Below are 15,826 nucleotides of genomic sequence, written 5' to 3' on the forward strand. Positions count from 1 at the left end.
ACTAAAATGATACTTATGACAATTCGACGACTGCGTAGGGCCGGCCCAGCTCGTCGCAGAGCCCCACCGTATAGCGGCCGTCCTCCAGGGCCGTCACCGGGTAAATCATATCCCCCAGCACCGCTGATTTCTTATATTCCGCCCGCAGCTGATGGATCGGGAAATCCTCGGGAATATATTCCCGGGCCATCTGGATATACTGACCGTTGTTCACATGATGGTTGGTGTCCAGATGGTGCTTCTGCACCGGAAACGGCTCTCCGGTCTCTCCCTCCTTCGGCATGGGAACCTTCCGGGAAGCGTACTTCATATCCAGCTTTTCCTCCAGCACGTATGCCTTCTCGATATCCTCCGGCACCCGGACCGGCAGTCCCGTATCGGTATCCAGAAAGCTCCAGAGACTATTTCCGTAGGCAAGCCGCTTTCCCTCCTTGTCCTGCATGACAAAATTGCGGTAGCCCATAAAATTTTTGAAATGATAGGGCCAGGTGCCTGTCTCGATCTCCTCGCAGAGATCCGGATAACGCTCAATGACGATCTGCCAGGAAGAAAGCACCCAGACCCGGTGCAGCTTTTCCAGACGCTCCAGTCCATTATTCAGCTCCTCCGACTGAAAGGTGCTGCAGTCCTGGAAATAATTAATGATACTGTTCAGCGACAGCTTTTTATCCTCGCCCACCTCGCTGTAGCGGACCCGGCTTTTAAATGAATACATATGTTATGCTCCTTCTTATCCGTCTGCGTTTCGTATTTATTATAGCGAAACACCTGCGAAAATACAAGCGCTTCCTCTTTTCCTATACCCCTACCCCTATGGATTATTGACAAAAATTATCAGTAAGATATACTGGAACAACGGCGTTTCAAAAACGCTATCTTATTCTAAAGGAGAACTTTGTGTTATGAAGAAAAGTACCAAACGCTACATTGCCGCTTCCGCAGCCTTCATTCTGGCCTTCGGAATCGCGCCCAGCGCAAATGCCATGCACATCATGGAAGGCTACCTTCCCGCAGGCTTCTGCGTAGCCTGGGGTGTTGTCTGTCTGCCGTTCCTTCTGGCAGGCTTCCGCTCCATCCAGAATACCTTAAAGGCTGACCGGAAGGCTCTTCCGCTGCTTGCCATGGCAGGCGCCTTTGTATTTGTCATCTCATCTCTGAAGATTCCGTCTGTAACCGGAAGCTGCTCCCATATGACCGGAACCGGTCTGGGCGCTCTGCTTTTCGGACCCTCTGCTGTCAGCATCTTAGGCATTATCGTACTGTTATTCCAGGCGATTCTGCTGGCTCACGGCGGACTGACCACTCTGGGTGCCAACACCTTTTCCATGGCTGTTGCCGGCCCCTTCGTGTCCTTCGGTATCTATAAGCTCTGCCAGAAGACAAAGCTGAACAAGAATGTAAGCGTATTTCTGGCTGCAGCCCTGGGCGACCTGTTTACCTACTGTGTAACCGCTTTCCAGCTGGCGATTGCCCATCACGCAGATACTACCATTGGTGCCGCTTCTCTGAAATTCCTTGCGGTCTTCGCTCCTACCCAGATTCCGCTGGCAGTCATTGAGGGAATCCTGACTGTTCTCATTATTTCCGCCCTGGAATCCTATGCAAAGCCGGAGCTTCGCGCCATCGGATTTTTAAAGGAGGACAAGTAAATGAAAAAGAGTATCGTAATCGCACTGATCCTTGCAGTCATCCTGATTGCCTTTATTCCGCTGTTCGCGCTGAAGGACGCCGAGTTCGGCGGCTCCGATGATGCCGGAAGCACGGTTGTCGAGGAAGTGGATTCCTCCTATGAGCCCTGGGCTGAGCCCATTCTGGAGCGTCTTATCGGCGGCGAGCTGCCCGGAGAAGTAGAAAGCATGCTGTTCTGTGTCCAGACCGGTATCGGCGTAGGCATTCTGGCCTTCTGCATGGGCCGTTTTGTAGAACGTAAGAAATGGGAAAATAAATGATCGTCATTGATAAGCTTTGCTATAATTCCCGGCTGCGCTACGTAAACGCCGGAGAAAAATTTATCTTTGCAGTGCTCACGCTTCTGGCATGCGTCATCAGCCGTTCCATTGCCGTGGCCTGCATTGTGCTGGCTGTTACAGGGATTCTCACCGTAAAAAAGGGTGGAATCCCCTTTTCCCGTTATCTCCACTTCATGACCGTACCGCTGGTTTTCCTGTTTTTCAGCACCCTGGCCATTGTCCTGAATCTTTCCCGGACGCCCCTTGATCTCTTTGCCTGGAAAATCGGCTCTGTCTGGCTGACCGGAAGCAGGGCTTCCCTCCTCTATGCCGTACAGCTTATCCTGACCGCCCTGGCCAGCGTATCCTGCCTGTATTTTCTTTCTTTCAATACGCCCATGCCGGATATCTTAAATGTACTGCGGGTTATGCGCTGTCCGCGCATTATCATTGAGCTGATGCTTCTGATTTACCGCTACATCTTTGTGTTGCTGGAGATTGCGTCCAACCTGCGCACCGCCCAGAATTCCCGCCTGGGCAATAAGGATTACCGGACCTCCCTGAAATCCTTCGGCACCCTGGCTTCGGCTCTCTTTATCCGCGCAATCAAGAAATCCAACGCCCTCTACGACGCCATGGAATCCCGCTGCTACGACGGCACGATCCGGGTGCTCAATGAGACCTATCCGCCCGCAGGAAAGGAAATTATAGCCATTGTGCTTTTCGAGCTGGCGCTTTACGCTTTTTTACTGGCAGAAAAATTCTGCTTCTAAGCCTTCCATATTAGGAAAGGAATTTCGATACCATGAACGATATTATTTTGAAAGCGGAGAATCTGTACTTCTCCTATGATGATGAAAAAACACATTCCCTGAATGGTCTTTCCCTGGAAATCGGCCGCGGGAAAAAGATTGCTTTTATGGGAGCCAACGGCTCCGGAAAGTCCACCTTTTTTCTCTGCTGCAACGGCATTCACCGTCCCTCTAAGGGAATGCTTTATCTGAACGGCGAACCCTATGACTATTCCCGGCAGGGGCTTTTAAAGCTCCGCCAGAAGGTAGGCATCGTCTTCCAGGATCCGGACAACCAGCTCTTCTCCGCCAGCGTTTATCAGGAAATTTCCTTTGGTATTCTGAATCTGGGCGTTTCCGAAGAACAGGCAAAGGACGAGGTAGAGCGCGTCATCGATTACCTGGAAATCACGCCCTTCCGCCACAAGCCCACCCACGCCTTAAGCGGCGGCCAGAAGAAGCAGGTATCCATCGCCGATATCCTGGTTATGCACCCGGATATCATCATTCTGGACGAGCCTGCAGCAGCCCTGGACCCCAAGCATACCGCCATGGTGAACCACATTGTAGACGAGCTGACCGCCCAGGGTATCACCGTACTGATGTCAACCCACGACGTCAACTATGCCTTCGCCTGGGCCGATGAAATCTTTTTATTCAAGGATGGAAGGGTTCTGAAATCCGGAACGCCGGAGGAGGTCTTTACCGACACCTCTGCCCTCAAGGAGACCAACCTCACCCAGCCTGCCGTGCTGGAGCTGTTCGACAGTCTCTGCGCAAAAGGAATTTTAAAGAAAGAATGGAAAATCCCCAGGAACTTAAAGGAACTGGAAGCCTATATCAGCGCACTGTAATGTAGAGAACTCCTCGCAAAATATTGACATTTCCCCGCTTTTTCGCTACACTTTTGTGTAGAAAAGGTATTTTTTACGATGGGGATCGATACATATGAAATCAGAAAATTATGGTTCTGTGGTGCAGAAAGCAGTGGAGCAGATCAAGCAGTTTCTCTTCACCTCAGACTTAAAAAAGGGCGAGCATCTTCCGACGGAGAAGGAGCTGTGCCAGCAGTTGGGCGTGGGGCGTAACAGCCTCCGGGAGGCCTTGCGAATTCTCGCTTCCACCGGCTACATTACCCTGGAACCCGGGCGGGGCGCTTTCGTCCGCCGCACCGGGGAAATTCAGGACGAGGAGGACGTTATCTTCTGGTTCAACCAAAATCAGGTGGAGGTCCGGGACTATCTGGAGATTCGTTCCGTCTGTGAGCCTCTGGCGGCCAAGCTGGCCATCGAGCGCTGTTCCCAGAAGGATCTGGCCCGACTACATTCCATTCACAATGCCTTTGTGAAAGCCATCCAGGAACATGATATGCAATCCATCCTGCTTCAGGAGGGTAATTTTCACGACTCCATCATCGAGCTGTCCCAAAATCAGCTCTTAATCAATATTTTCCGGTTTTTCCAAAGCCGGACCCAGGATTTCCGCTACCAGAGTCTGCGTCTGCCCAATGGCCCCCAGGAAGCGATTCTGCCCCATTTCAAGATTCTCAGGGCCTTTGACCTGCATGACCCGGAACTGGGCGAAACAGCCATGCGGGAACATGTGAAGCTGGGTATGCAGAATTACCAGCTGGCTATGATCGATGCGGAATACGAGCGGATGCAGAAAAAAAAGGAAGAGACGGAAGCTCCCCAGTAACGAGACACGAAGCGATACAAAAAACCGGAAGGCTTAAAAGCTTTCCGGTTTTTTGTATTTTACAATTTTTACCAGGCCGTCCATCCGCCGTCCATAATCAGGTTGGAACCTGTCATATAACGGGAAGCATCGGAGGCCAAAAAAATGATAGCCCCGTTATACTCGTCTTCTTTGGCCATCCGTCCAATCGGAATCCGACTGCAGTAGTTGGCCTGGAAATACTCGTCCTGGGTGTCACGCCATACGCCGGAGGGCGTAAAGGTATTGACACGGATATTTTTCTTTCCCCAGTAGGTCGCCAGATAACGGGTCAGGTTGTAGATACCAGATTTGGCCGCGGAATACGCCACCGGTTTGACGAAGGGAATTCCTGTCATCTTCTCCTTGTAGGCGTAGATATCCTGCACCGGGGAAACCATGCCGTAGATGGAACCCACATTGATGATAGAACCCGGCTTTCCGGCCTTGACCATGCGCGCACCCACGGCCTGACAGGTCAGGAAGGTACCCACCAGATTCACATCTACTACCTCCCGGAACACCTCCTCCGGGAAGTTCTCGAAGGGTCCGGATACCTCGGGCGGAGCACTGGGCTGCGTATCAATTCCGGCATTATTTACCAGTACATCCGGAGTTCCCCAAGCTTCTTCCATCTGATCCAGAGCCTTATTCAGATCACTCTTACTGGTGATGTCTACCTGGAAAAATTTCAGGTTCGGGCTCTCATACTCGTCCTTCTCAAACACCTTCTGTACTTTGTCCTCGCCCACATGTCTGCCAAATACGGCTACCTTCGCGCCGCGGCTCAGGAACGCCTTCACATACTGGGCCCCCAGCTGACCCATACCACCGGTAATTACACAGATTTTATCTCTTACGCTAAACAGTTTGTCTTCCATACACTATCACTCTCCGTAATTTGTCCTATAATAGGAAATCCATTCTGCAATCTTCTTTTTGTCGTCCTCTGAAACCGGAATATAGGGCTTCGTAAACGCGGCGCTCATAATCCCCATCTGGGCCAGCGCCTCTTTCCGCCAGATATTCGGACTCATCCAGCTGTCAGAGAATCGGTTCAGCTTATTCATCTCATCCACCAGGTCACAGTGCTTCTTGCATGCCTCCCAGTCGCCCTCTCGGGACGCCTTCCAAGCCGCCGCCAGCACTTTCGGAAATGGGTTCGCCAGGGACGGAACCAGACCGTCCGCGCCATTTTTCAGGCCGAAATAATTCAATTCCTCGGCGCCCACGAAGATCTTCAGCTTCTCGCCGTAGCGTTCCTTCAGCTTCAGAAAATTCTCTGCCTTTCCGCTGCTGTCCTTGATACCATACAGGTTATCAATGTCGCAGACGTGATCCAACAGTTCCTCGTTCAGAGAATAGCCTGTCACCGGCGGAATATTATACAGAAGCACCGGAAGCTTCGTGCTGGCTGTCACATCCTCGGTGAATTCGATCTGTTCCCGGATACTGGTGGTCGGGAAATAATAAGGCATGGTGGTCACAATGGCGTCCGCTCCCGCCTCCTCAGCCCGCTTGATATTCTCAATGACCAGACGGGTACCGCACTCGCTGACGCCGGCCAGAACCGCCACTCTGCCCTTTGCGGCTTTGGCCACGGTACTCACCAGCTCCTGGCGGGATTTCTGGGAAAATCTGGCAAATTCGCCCGTTGTTCCATTTACAAAAATGGCGTTTACGCCGCCCTCCGACACATAGTCGGTGAGGGCCGCCAGCTGCTCATGGTTGATTTCCTCCACCTCATTAATCGGTGTCAGAATCGGAACCGCGATTCCTTCGATTTTATTCGACATGTTCTATCTCCCCTTACACTCCTTGATATAATCCATGTTCAACTCCAGGCCGAGACCCGGCTTCTCGGGAATAGTCATAATACCGTTTACCGGCTCCGGCGCATTCAGGTATACGCTCTTTACAACCTCGTCGAACATAAACAACTTCTCCAGATATACGCCGTTGGGTGCAGCCGCAACCAGATGCATATGCATATGCTCCATGCCATGAGGCGCGAATGCCTTATTAAAGGCCTGGCTCAAAGCCATGATACGGAGCATCTCGGTGTAGCCGCCCACACGGGTGGCGTCGCACTGCAGGATATCTACCGCATGATTCAGAAACAGGTCGCGCACGCCGTAACGGGTATACTCATGCTCGCCGGTAGCCAGCGGAATGTCGGTGCCACGCTTAAATTCTGCCAGTCCCGGAATATCGTCTGCAAATACCGGCTCCTCGAAGAACTCAATGTTGTACTCGCGAATCTTATTAGCAAACTGGATGGCAGTCGCCGCGCGCCATACATTGTTGGCATCCAGCATAAAGCCAATGTCCGGGCCGATAGCCTCGCGGACTGCAGCCACACGTCTTACGTCCTCATCCGGGTTGTTGCCGCCCTCTACGCCGACCTTCAGCTTAATCTTCTTGTAGCCCTTGGAAACCATCATTTTCGCTTCCGCTACCAGTTCCTCTGTGGAATAGCTGGTCCATCCGCCGGACGCGTAAATCGGTACTTCCGGATTGGTGCCGCCAAGCAGACGGAACAGAGGCATACCCAGAGCCTTGCCCTTCAGATCCCAAAGCGCGATATCCACAGCGCTGTAGGCGCAGAAGGCCAGTCCCTTACGGCCAACGCCGCGCATATAGTGGAAGTTCTCCTCATACAGCACTTCCGTTTCGAAGGGGCTTCTTCCAATCATCTTGGGTTCAATCGCATATTTAATGAAATCACGGATGGCCTCGCCGCCTACCTCATGGTAGGTAACACCAATGCCGTGCAGACCCTGGTCTGTACTCACGTCTACCACTGCAAAGCCGATAGTCTCCACATTTCGGGTGGAATCCGCAAAATTTCCTTTTACTCTTGTCTCACAAAGCGTTACGTCAATGCCTGTAATTTTTAAATCATTCATAGTTGTCACCTCATATTATAAAAAATAGATTTTTGTCATTTTATATTATGAAAATAAATTCGGAATAAAGGTTGTCAGGGCCGGTACCCAGGTAATCAGTATAAGTACTGCCAGGCCAACCAGTACAAAGGGTATGATTTGTTTGAACAAATCGGTCAGTTTTACCTTCGCCACATTTGCCGTTACGAACAGCGTCATGCCGATTGGCGGGGAAATCAGGCCTACGGTCAGGTTGAAGCAGCACAGTACGCCAAAGTGAACCGGGTCGATGCCGTATTTCATGGCGATGGGAAGCAGAATCGGGGTCATCATCAGCAGCGCCGGGCTCTGATCCAGCACGCAGCCCAGAATCAGCAGAATGAGATTCACCAGAAGCAGGAATACTGCCGGGCTGTTTACATACTTCATGCAGACTTCTACCATGGCCTGGGGAATACGCAGTACGGTGATAGCGTAGCTCATAGCTGACGCAATGGAGATAATCAGCATAACGTTCGCTGTGGTTTTCGCCGTATTCTTGCAGCACTCCACCAGACTCTTCCAGGTAATCTGACGCTTGCAGACAGCTACGATTAACGCATAGAATACTGCTACCGCACTGGACTCTGTGGCGGTAAATACGCCGCTCACGATACCGCCCAGAATGATAATCGGCAGGCCGAGGGCCGGAAGAGAACGCTTGAAGGAATGCAAAACCTCTCTTGCAGAAGAACGTCTTGCTCTGCAGGGATGATTATATTTCCGCGCAAAATAGTAGCAGAGCAGCATCTCAGCCAGACCCAGCACGATACCGGGCATAATACCTCCCAGGAACATGGCCGATACAGATACGTTGGACGCGCACACCGCGTAAATAATCATAATATTACTGGGCGGGATAATCGGTCCGATGATGGCGCTGGCCGCCGTGACCGCCGCGGAATACTCCTTGGTATATCCGGCTTTGGTCATCATTTCCATCTCGATACGACCCAATCCTGAAGCATCCGCCGTAGCAGATCCGGAGATTCCCGCAAACAGCATACTTGCCAAGATATTGACGTGTGCCAGACCGCCCCGGATGTGGCCCACCAGGGTATCACAGAATTTTACGATGCTCATGGTCAGTCCGCAGCGGCTCATGATCTCGCTGGCCAAAATGAACAGCGGGATACACATATAGGTGAAATTGTATACACCTGAAAACATTTTCTGAGGGATGATAACCATGGCTCCATTTCCGATGGTGAACGCCGAAATGGTCATAAAGCCCATGGCGAAGCTAATCGGAACGCCTACAATTACAACCAGCAGAAAAATAATCAGTAAAACGGCTGCTAACATGATTTCTCATCTCCCTTCTATTCGCCCTCGATGGAGCGAAGTTCTTCTTTCTCCTGTTCGGTCAGTTCTATCTCCTCTTCCTTCGGCGGACGGCCCACAAAAGGAAGTAATTCTCCACATAATACGCCCAGTGTCTCGGTCACTGCCTCATATCCCATAAGAATACAGCCCAGGAACGGTGCGCTGTAAAGGAGATATCCCGGCAAATGCAGACTGGTGGAACTCCAGGTTAGCATGGAAATAATTGCGTCCCATCCATATTTCAGTCCCATAACCAGAAAGATGAATACAATGACTCTGGTAATACAGTACAGTACTACTTTTCCCTTTTTCCCAAGTTTGTCATAGATTACATTGACAGAAGCCATGCTTCCCTCTTTATAACAGATGCCTACCATCAGATAAGTAATCCAAATCAAGGCGTCCTGCGCGTACTCTGTGGTCCACGAACAGGACCAGCTTACAAAATTGACCAGAATAAATCGATATGTAACCTGCAAAAGCAGGTCCGCAGCACAGCTCAATACCAGCAGAACCACAACAGCTTCCAGAAATTTCTGTATCACGCCGGATATCTTGTTCATGCCGTTATAAATTCCACATACAGCTTTTTTCATTCTCCTCCTGCACCTCTCTTTCTTCTTTAATAAAGCTGCCTGTCTGAATATTTTACATATACAAACAGGCAGCTTTTCAGTTTCCTAATTTATTTCTTTTTAGTTTGCCTGCTCAATTGCTGTCAAAAGTCCGTTTACTACATCCTCGCCTACCTGACCGGTTACGTAGTCAATACAGGGCTGTCTCATAGCGGAGTGCCAGTCTTCCAGCTCAGCCTCGGTCGGTGTGTAAACTTCCATGCCGTACTCTTCCAGCTTTGCCACGCCTTCGTCGTTCAGCTTTTTGCAAACTTCTGAAGCCTCCGGAGTAACAGTTTCTGCCGCGTCGGTTACAACCTTCTGCAGATCCTCCGGCAGAGAATCCAGGAACTTCTCGCTGATAGCGAAGGTTACGATGGAAGCGATGTGCTTGTCCAGAACCATGTATTTCTGTACTTCATAAGTCTTGTCGTTCAGAATATTTACAGGCGGGTTCTCCTGTCCATCTACAGTACCGTTCTGAAGCGCTGTATACATCTCGCTGCCTGCCATGGGAACCGGATTCGCACCGATAGCGGATACCATCTTCTCACAAACCTCGCTCTGCATTACACGGAAGGTGATGCCCTTTGCACTGTCTACGGTAGTCAGCGGAGTCTTTGTGGTGGTGAAACAACGCATACCGTTACAGAAGGCTGCCAGTACATGGATACCGGATTCCTCGCCGATCTTGCCGAAGAATTTCTGTCCCCACTCGCCGGACAGAACCGCGTCGCACTGTGCCTCGTCCTTGAACAGAGCCGGGCAGCTTAAGACCATGGTATCAGCATAAATGTTGTTCAGGGAGTTTATATTTGCTACCGTCATCTCCAGAGAACCGTTCAGAAGTCCCGCCAGGTTCTCCTCTACGCTTCCCAGCTGTCCGGAGGGATAAATCTCTACGCTAATCTGTCCGTTGCTGTTCTTCTCTACCTCTTCCTTAAACCGCTCGGTCCAGGTTACCTCCGCGCTTTCCTCTCTCGGAACGTCGCCCTGGGTCATACCCAGCTTAATCACGTAGCTCGCGTCTCCGGTGGAGGCGGTATCTGCGGCGTCTGCCGCTGTGTCCTCGGTGGTGTCTGCTGCCGGTGCGTCTGCGGTCGCATCCTTGGAACCGCCGCATGCGGTCATTCCGACTACCATCGTTGCTGCCAGAAGCGCTGCCAAAACTTTCTTTTTCATAGTTATCCTCCTTTTAAATGTTTTTCTCTCCGTATTTGTAGGACAATTTCTACTGTATCTTTATTATATCCTCTGTTTATTTGTTTGTAAATGTTGTTTTTCGCCAATATATTTATGATGATTTTATGCATTTTGTCTATTTATTTATATTATTGTCCTACAATTATTTTGTTTTGACAGAACAAATCCTTTTGGAAACATTTCCTATGCATGTACAGGCAAAAGGGACTGCCGCTCCATCACCTGTTATCGATGATGAAGCGGCAGTCCCTTCTGGTAGTTCCCACATTTCCCCTGTGTTCTGCGTTCTATTTACTTGTTATATTTTTTTCTGCTGCCGATCACTGCGCCAAATGCCGCACCGCCACTGAGGAGCAGCAGGGCCAGCCATAAGGAAATGACGTTTGTATCGCCGGTTTCCGGGCTCTTGCCGGTTGTTTTTGAATTGGAGACTGTCGATTTACTATGGCTCGTTTTGGTACCGGATGGCTTTGTGTCAGCCGGTTTTTCCGTAAGCTTTGCTACGATCACAGCGTCCTTTGTGATTTCCTTTGTAGCAGCCTCGTTGCTGTAATATTTGCCGCAGCCGTCGCAGTACCAGTACTCGATATTGCCCTCGGCGGTCTTGGTCGCCGCCTTTGCCGGAACATATTGAAGGTGGATATGATTCTGCATATTCAGGCTGCCATATTCCTTTCCGCAGCCGCTGCAGACCGCCTTGTCCTTGCAGGTGGCCTCCCCGCCGTGATGCCGTGCCGCCAGCTTCTGCCATGCCAGTACCGGAAGCTCTGTCGTATCCTCTGCCGCATCGGTCAGGGGCTTGCAGCCCTCGGTGTCCCAGGGGTTCTCGTCTCCGGTGCGGTTGGCAATCAGCAGATTCAGCACGGTACCGTTGGCAAAGTCGGCTGCATCATAGGCTGTCGGTGCCACAACCTCGCTTTCGCTGGTATTGTCGTTTGCTCCGATGCCCTTTTCTGCTGTGCCGTTCAGATAATAGCAGTTCTTTATTTTGCCGCCATAGTGCTCATCATCGTAATCATCCCCATAGACATAACCCGCAATCGCTCCATATTCGCTTTCACCGTCTGCAGCGCTGACAGTACCCATATTATAACAGGATTCCATTTTCCCTCTATGATGTCCTGCCACACCGCCTGTATGACTGTTACCTGTTACTTTACCCAGATTATAACAATCCTGTATACCGCCTGCTGTCGGGGTTTCTCCAGCAATACCGCCGATATCGTCATCACCGCTCACCTCACCGGTATTATAACAATGTTCAACGACTCCACTGTCATTGATATCTCCTACGATACCACCGATATCGTCATCGCCGCTCACGGTACCGGTATTGCTGCAATTTCGGACGATAACATTATCATAGATAACACCTGCAATACCACCGATATCATCGTCGTCACTGGTAATCGCGCCTGTATTGTGACAATTCTCGATAATTGTATTGTCATTGGCATTTCCTACGATGCCGCTGATATCTCCGTCTCCACGGATCTCACCCGCATTATAGCAATCACGGATGACAACGCTATCATAGCTCTCTCCCACAATACCGCCAATATTATCATCACCTTTTATCGTGCATTCACTCCTGCAGCTTGAAATACTGGTCGTACCTATCGCTTTTCCCGCGATGGTGCCGACATAATCATCCCCTTCTATGTATCCTGTTACTGTCAGGTCTTTCACTGTGGCGTTTTCCAGCTTTGCGAAAAGACCCTGATAGTCATTATCACTACTATTGATATACAATCCCCGGATTGTATGACCGGCACCATCAAATGTACCTGTGTAGGGAGCTTCATAAGTTCCGATTGGCGTCCACTCTATCGCTGTCCCGCCGGAATAATTACCGTCCGCGTCGAAGGTTCCCTCGTTGAGTACGATATCATTCATCAGCTTCGCACAGAGACTAGCTTCTCCATATTGATTCACATTTTCCCAAAACAGATACAGCTCTTCTACCGAACTGATTGGGACAGGATGCTCTTCTGTACCGTCATAACTGCTGTTATACCGCGCCGTTACAGTACCATCCTCGGAAATAGCATTACGATAGGCCAAGCGTGTACCATCTGCATAATACCAGCCTTCAAAATAGGCATCTGTCTTTTTCGGAGCCGTCTTCTGTGTCGGCCATACGGTATCATCCAGTACCTGACGCAGGTAGACAGCGCCATCCAGCATATAGGTCAACAGATGGGAGCCGTCGACTACCGCCAGCTTATCATCCGTATAAACGGTACCGGCTTTCATTTCGATGGGCTGCGCATAGGTACCGCCTTTGATCACGCCACCGCTCAACGGACCGCTTGCATTGCCGTCTGCGGCGCTTCCTGCGCAGATTACCTTATCGTTAAACGTACCATTTTCAATGGTGTTTTTATTTGTTACGGTATTGCTGAAGGTGCCGCCGGAAATGGTGCCGCTGTTTGTTACTTCGCCCCGGAAATCAGTCTCGGCTGTGTTTTCCGCATTCGGTTCTATCCTTCCTTCATTGTAAATGACCGCTCAGGTTCAGGGTTCCGCCACCAAACAGGTAGAAGCCGCCGCCCCATCTGGCGCGATTTCCAGTAACGGTTCCACTGTTGAAATTCACTGTGGTGTTTTCGGTCAGATAGATACCGCCTCCGTCCCAATCTGCCTGATTGTCCTTCACAGTACTGCCGGACAGCTCTATCATACCGCCCTGGTTTGCATAGATGGCTCCGCCTTTATAGGCTTTATTTCCTGTAACCTCGGTTCCGGACAGGGTTATATTGCCGCCGTTCCGCAGAAAGACTGCTCCGCCCTGCTCGCTTGCCTTGTTCCCGCTGATAACTCCGCCGGATAATGCAGCACTGCCTCCATCATTCACATAAACAGCCGCGCCCCACCTGGCTTCATTCTTACTGACAGTGGATCCTGAAAGCGTAACCGTACCATCTTTTATGTAAACAGCTCCGCCATCTATGTTTGCTATATTTTCATTTATCGTACCACCTGTCAATTCTACTTTACCGCTTTGGTTCATATAGATGGCTCCGCCCCTGTCAGCACTGTTCTTCTCGATATTGGCACCGGAAAGCGTGACGGTACCAGTGCTTCTTACATAGATAGCACCACCGGATTCCGCACTGTTATTACGGATGGTACCGCCATACAGATTTACTTTACCGCTCTCGCCATCCTTATCCTTATTATTCAGCAGAATTGCTCCGCCCTGTTTATATCCATTATTTCCGGAGATTTCGCCGCCATACAGATTCAAAACACACTTCGAATCATCCAGGGCAATGGCACCGCCACCGCCATTCTCCCTGTTCACGTTTCCGCCAGTAAGCTTTCCACCAAAAATATCCAGTGTACTCTTATAAATATAGATACAGCCGCCGCCCCATACATCCGTATTTGCACCCCGAATCACTCCACTCCTGTCCGGGTCGCAGTCGCAAAGCACGAGACGTCCATTTCTCACTGTAATCTTATTTTTTCCGTTGCTGGCATACGTTTTGCCATTGAGACACAGATACAGTGTATTCTCGTTCACATCAAGATTCGTGTTTATCGTAGCATCATTCGTCAAATATACATACGCTTCCCCATTTGTATAGGTAATAGCATCTGTACCGTTCCAAGGAGTAAATGTTACATCGCTGTGGCTTGTGTGATCGCCCGCATCTGTATATCCACCGCAGATGCAATGCATATGCTCCGCAGATACCACCGGTCTGAGCGCCTCCTCGCCCTCCGCTGCCTGCAAAGTCGCTGCATTCCCTGATTTCTTCTCCCCGTCAGCGCCTTCTTCTTTTTGCTCTTCCTTTTTTTCTTCCTGTGGCTTTTCTTCCTGTGGCTTTTCTGCTTTCTGTTCCTCTTTTTGCTCCACCTTCTGCTCTTTCTACGATTCTTCTACGCCATATTTCCCGCAGTTCTCTGCCACGGCACCCTCCGCGCCGCAGACCGGACAGTCTGCATTCATACTCTCTGCTGCGCAGGCTGTCTCACAGATACACACTGGCGTGTCCCCATTGTTTTCCTCGCTGATGATCTTGACCCCGTCGTTCGCCTCCGCAAATACCGTCATGGGAACAAGGGATAACACCATGCACAGTGTAAGCAGAATACTCAAAAATCGTTTCTTCATCACTTTTCCTCCGGTCTTTTTATTAATTAATCGTTTGGTTATATAATATCATAATATAGCTCCGTATACAAGCATCTCTGTGAAAAGATAGAAAAAATAGTGTCTGACCTGACGGCCAGACACCACTTATCCACCATGTGATTCTCTATTCTGCTTTTTCTACCATATTACCTTTATATTTTTCCATAAACATCACGATGCTCTGCTTCAGTACCTCCAGCTGGCTCTTCAGATAATACTCATCCTCAAACATTGCGTAATGCACGCTGGCGCGGATCAGAATAAAGATCAGCGGCGTCAGCACCTCGCAGGGAATCCCAAGCTTCGCCTCCAGGCTTATGGCATACTCCATATAACGCCTGCTTACTCCTTTGAAGAACTGCTTGCCGTGTTCGATATACTTCGGATGCGTGTAGACCTGGTACATCAGCCGGTATTTCTTCCCATGCTTTTTTGCTGTCCAGTAGGGAATCTCATCGATGAAATGCATCAACTCCATCGGATCGGTGGGCGCTTTCGCCATGAAATCATCCTCCACCTTCGCCATACAGTATCCGGTGGACTGTATAATCAGATCATCCAGATTCTCAAAATACTGATACAGCGTAGCGGAATTACATCCGCAGGCCTCCGCTACTGTCTTGATTCCCACACCCGTCAGGCCATTTTCCGCATAACAATCGTAGGCCTTTTCCATCAATTCTATTTTTCTCGCCCGCCGGGCCTCTTCGTTTACTGTACGCAAAGCTTTCTTCCGCCTTTATATAAAATAATGGACTGATGATATACTTCAGATTTTCATTTTATCATAGCTTTTTTTATATCGCAATCTCTTCGTAGATCAAAAAAGGGAATCTCTCACGAGATTCCCTCAGCAGGGCTACAAGGATTCGAACCTTGAAATGACGGAGTCAGAGTCCGTTGCCTTACCGTTTGGCGATAGCCCTATGTCTTAGCGACGAATGTTATGATACCATAGTATTTTGTAGAATGCAAGCACTTTTTTCATTTTTTTCGATTTTTTTTCAGCCTTTTGCCGAACGCCGGAAATCGGGCGGCGGATGGACTATTCCTCCGCCACGAAACCACTGTCAAATGTAATGACGCAATGGTAGCGTTCGTCCAGGGATCTCACTTCTTCTTCGATAGCTTCCCGAAGCTTTGGCCGATCATTTTC

16 protein-coding genes and 1 tRNA gene are annotated in these 15,826 nt (G+C 50.0%); 5 read left to right on the plus strand and 12 right to left on the minus strand.

Features of this window, described 5'->3' with window-relative positions:
- Positions 1 to 13: 13 nt before the first annotated feature.
- Positions 14 to 715, minus strand: a complete 702-nt coding sequence (locus ACTRC3_RS00690; protein ID WP_440320795.1) for an acyl-[acyl-carrier-protein] thioesterase — start codon at positions 713 to 715, stop codon at positions 14 to 16.
- A 187-nt stretch (positions 716 to 902) separates the two neighbouring features.
- Between ACTRC3_RS00690 and ACTRC3_RS00695 the strand changes: the two genes are divergently transcribed.
- The 5 genes from ACTRC3_RS00695 (at position 903) to ACTRC3_RS00715 (ending at position 4,438) form a co-directional block, all read left to right on the plus strand.
- Positions 903 to 1,649 carry an energy-coupling factor ABC transporter permease gene (locus ACTRC3_RS00695; protein WP_440320797.1) on the plus strand — a complete coding sequence of 249 codons (747 nt, stop codon included), beginning with the start codon at positions 903 to 905 and terminating at the stop codon, positions 1,647 to 1,649.
- A complete protein-coding gene (locus ACTRC3_RS00700) occupies positions 1,650 to 1,949 on the plus strand; it encodes an energy-coupling factor ABC transporter substrate-binding protein (RefSeq protein WP_440320798.1) in 300 nt (99 codons plus the stop codon). It begins immediately after the preceding gene.
- Entirely contained in the window at positions 1,946 to 2,722 is a 777-nt protein-coding gene (gene cbiQ, locus ACTRC3_RS00705) for a cobalt ECF transporter T component CbiQ (protein WP_440320800.1), read from the plus strand. Before ACTRC3_RS00700 ends, cbiQ begins: the two co-directional genes overlap by 4 nt.
- A gap of 32 nt (positions 2,723 to 2,754) precedes the next feature.
- Positions 2,755 to 3,594: an energy-coupling factor ABC transporter ATP-binding protein gene (locus ACTRC3_RS00710; RefSeq protein ID WP_440320802.1), complete on the plus strand. Its 840-nt coding sequence runs from the start codon at positions 2,755 to 2,757 to the stop codon at positions 3,592 to 3,594.
- Between the two features lie 94 nt (positions 3,595 to 3,688).
- On the plus strand, positions 3,689 to 4,438 hold the full coding sequence (locus tag ACTRC3_RS00715) for a FadR/GntR family transcriptional regulator (protein ID WP_440320804.1): 750 nt from the start codon (positions 3,689 to 3,691) through the stop codon (positions 4,436 to 4,438).
- Between the two features lie 68 nt (positions 4,439 to 4,506).
- Here ACTRC3_RS00715 and ACTRC3_RS00720 read toward each other — a convergent pair whose 3' ends face one another.
- The 11 genes from ACTRC3_RS00720 to ACTRC3_RS00770 all read right to left on the minus strand — a co-directional run bounded on the left by ACTRC3_RS00720 (position 4,507) and on the right by ACTRC3_RS00770 (position 15,596).
- Entirely contained in the window at positions 4,507 to 5,337 is an 831-nt protein-coding gene (locus ACTRC3_RS00720) for an SDR family oxidoreductase (RefSeq protein WP_178039980.1), read from the minus strand.
- Positions 5,338 to 5,343: 6 nt separating this feature from the next.
- Entirely contained in the window at positions 5,344 to 6,252 is a 909-nt protein-coding gene (locus ACTRC3_RS00725; protein WP_440320806.1) for a dihydrodipicolinate synthase family protein, read from the minus strand.
- 3 nt (positions 6,253 to 6,255) lie between these two features.
- Positions 6,256 to 7,365 (minus strand): mandelate racemase/muconate lactonizing enzyme family protein, encoded by a 1,110-nt coding sequence (locus tag ACTRC3_RS00730; RefSeq protein ID WP_178039982.1) that lies wholly within the window; start codon positions 7,363 to 7,365, stop codon positions 6,256 to 6,258.
- A gap of 45 nt (positions 7,366 to 7,410) precedes the next feature.
- Positions 7,411 to 8,688, minus strand: a complete 1,278-nt coding sequence (locus tag ACTRC3_RS00735) for a TRAP transporter large permease (RefSeq protein ID WP_440320808.1) — start codon at positions 8,686 to 8,688, stop codon at positions 7,411 to 7,413.
- A 17-nt stretch (positions 8,689 to 8,705) separates the two neighbouring features.
- Complete coding sequence (locus tag ACTRC3_RS00740) at positions 8,706 to 9,305, minus strand: TRAP transporter small permease (RefSeq protein ID WP_440320809.1); 600 nt, start codon at positions 9,303 to 9,305, stop codon at positions 8,706 to 8,708.
- Between the two features lie 99 nt (positions 9,306 to 9,404).
- Positions 9,405 to 10,505, minus strand: a complete 1,101-nt coding sequence (locus tag ACTRC3_RS00745; protein WP_440320811.1) for a TRAP transporter substrate-binding protein — start codon at positions 10,503 to 10,505, stop codon at positions 9,405 to 9,407.
- A gap of 312 nt (positions 10,506 to 10,817) precedes the next feature.
- Positions 10,818 to 12,830 carry a hypothetical protein gene (locus ACTRC3_RS00750; RefSeq protein WP_440320812.1) on the minus strand — a complete coding sequence of 671 codons (2,013 nt, stop codon included), beginning with the start codon at positions 12,828 to 12,830 and terminating at the stop codon, positions 10,818 to 10,820.
- 190 nt (positions 12,831 to 13,020) lie between these two features.
- The gene (locus ACTRC3_RS00755) at positions 13,021 to 14,391 is read right to left on the minus strand and encodes a right-handed parallel beta-helix repeat-containing protein (protein ID WP_440320814.1); all 1,371 of its coding nucleotides are present in this window, start codon (positions 14,389 to 14,391) and stop codon (positions 13,021 to 13,023) included.
- A gap of 12 nt (positions 14,392 to 14,403) precedes the next feature.
- Positions 14,404 to 14,649: a hypothetical protein gene (locus ACTRC3_RS00760; protein ID WP_440320815.1), complete on the minus strand. Its 246-nt coding sequence runs from the start codon at positions 14,647 to 14,649 to the stop codon at positions 14,404 to 14,406.
- A gap of 145 nt (positions 14,650 to 14,794) precedes the next feature.
- Positions 14,795 to 15,394 carry a TetR/AcrR family transcriptional regulator gene (locus ACTRC3_RS00765; RefSeq protein ID WP_440320816.1) on the minus strand — a complete coding sequence of 200 codons (600 nt, stop codon included), beginning with the start codon at positions 15,392 to 15,394 and terminating at the stop codon, positions 14,795 to 14,797.
- Positions 15,395 to 15,524: 130 nt separating this feature from the next.
- A tRNA-Gln gene (locus ACTRC3_RS00770) sits at positions 15,525 to 15,596 on the minus strand.
- Between the last annotated feature and the right edge of the window lie 230 nt (positions 15,597 to 15,826).

Origin of the sequence: Laedolimicola sp. (genome assembly GCF_051972735.1) — a bacterium.
Taxonomy (GTDB): domain Bacteria; phylum Bacillota; class Clostridia; order Lachnospirales; family Lachnospiraceae; genus Laedolimicola; species Laedolimicola intestinihominis.

Excerpts from the sequence above, each read along its gene's own strand:
- ACTRC3_RS00695 (WP_440320797.1), top strand. The coding sequence starts at position 903 with ATGAAGAAAAGTACCAAACGCTACATTGCCGCTTCCGCAGCCTTCATT.
- ACTRC3_RS00735 (WP_440320808.1), bottom strand. The coding sequence starts at position 8,688 with ATGTTAGCAGCCGTTTTACTGATTATTTTTCTGCTGGTTGTAATTGTA.
- ACTRC3_RS00720 (WP_178039980.1), bottom strand. The coding sequence starts at position 5,337 with ATGGAAGACAAACTGTTTAGCGTAAGAGATAAAATCTGTGTAATTACC.
- cbiQ (WP_440320800.1), top strand. The coding sequence starts at position 1,946 with ATGATCGTCATTGATAAGCTTTGCTATAATTCCCGGCTGCGCTACGTA.
- ACTRC3_RS00730 (WP_178039982.1), bottom strand. The coding sequence starts at position 7,365 with ATGAATGATTTAAAAATTACAGGCATTGACGTAACGCTTTGTGAGACA.
- ACTRC3_RS00700 (WP_440320798.1), top strand. The coding sequence starts at position 1,650 with ATGAAAAAGAGTATCGTAATCGCACTGATCCTTGCAGTCATCCTGATT.
- ACTRC3_RS00715 (WP_440320804.1), top strand. The coding sequence starts at position 3,689 with ATGAAATCAGAAAATTATGGTTCTGTGGTGCAGAAAGCAGTGGAGCAG.
- ACTRC3_RS00710 (WP_440320802.1), top strand. The coding sequence starts at position 2,755 with ATGAACGATATTATTTTGAAAGCGGAGAATCTGTACTTCTCCTATGAT.
- ACTRC3_RS00745 (WP_440320811.1), bottom strand. The coding sequence starts at position 10,505 with ATGAAAAAGAAAGTTTTGGCAGCGCTTCTGGCAGCAACGATGGTAGTC.
- ACTRC3_RS00760 (WP_440320815.1), bottom strand. The coding sequence starts at position 14,649 with ATGAAGAAACGATTTTTGAGTATTCTGCTTACACTGTGCATGGTGTTA.
- ACTRC3_RS00690 (WP_440320795.1), bottom strand. The coding sequence starts at position 715 with ATGTATTCATTTAAAAGCCGGGTCCGCTACAGCGAGGTGGGCGAGGAT.
- ACTRC3_RS00740 (WP_440320809.1), bottom strand. The coding sequence starts at position 9,305 with ATGAAAAAAGCTGTATGTGGAATTTATAACGGCATGAACAAGATATCC.
- ACTRC3_RS00725 (WP_440320806.1), bottom strand. The coding sequence starts at position 6,252 with ATGTCGAATAAAATCGAAGGAATCGCGGTTCCGATTCTGACACCGATT.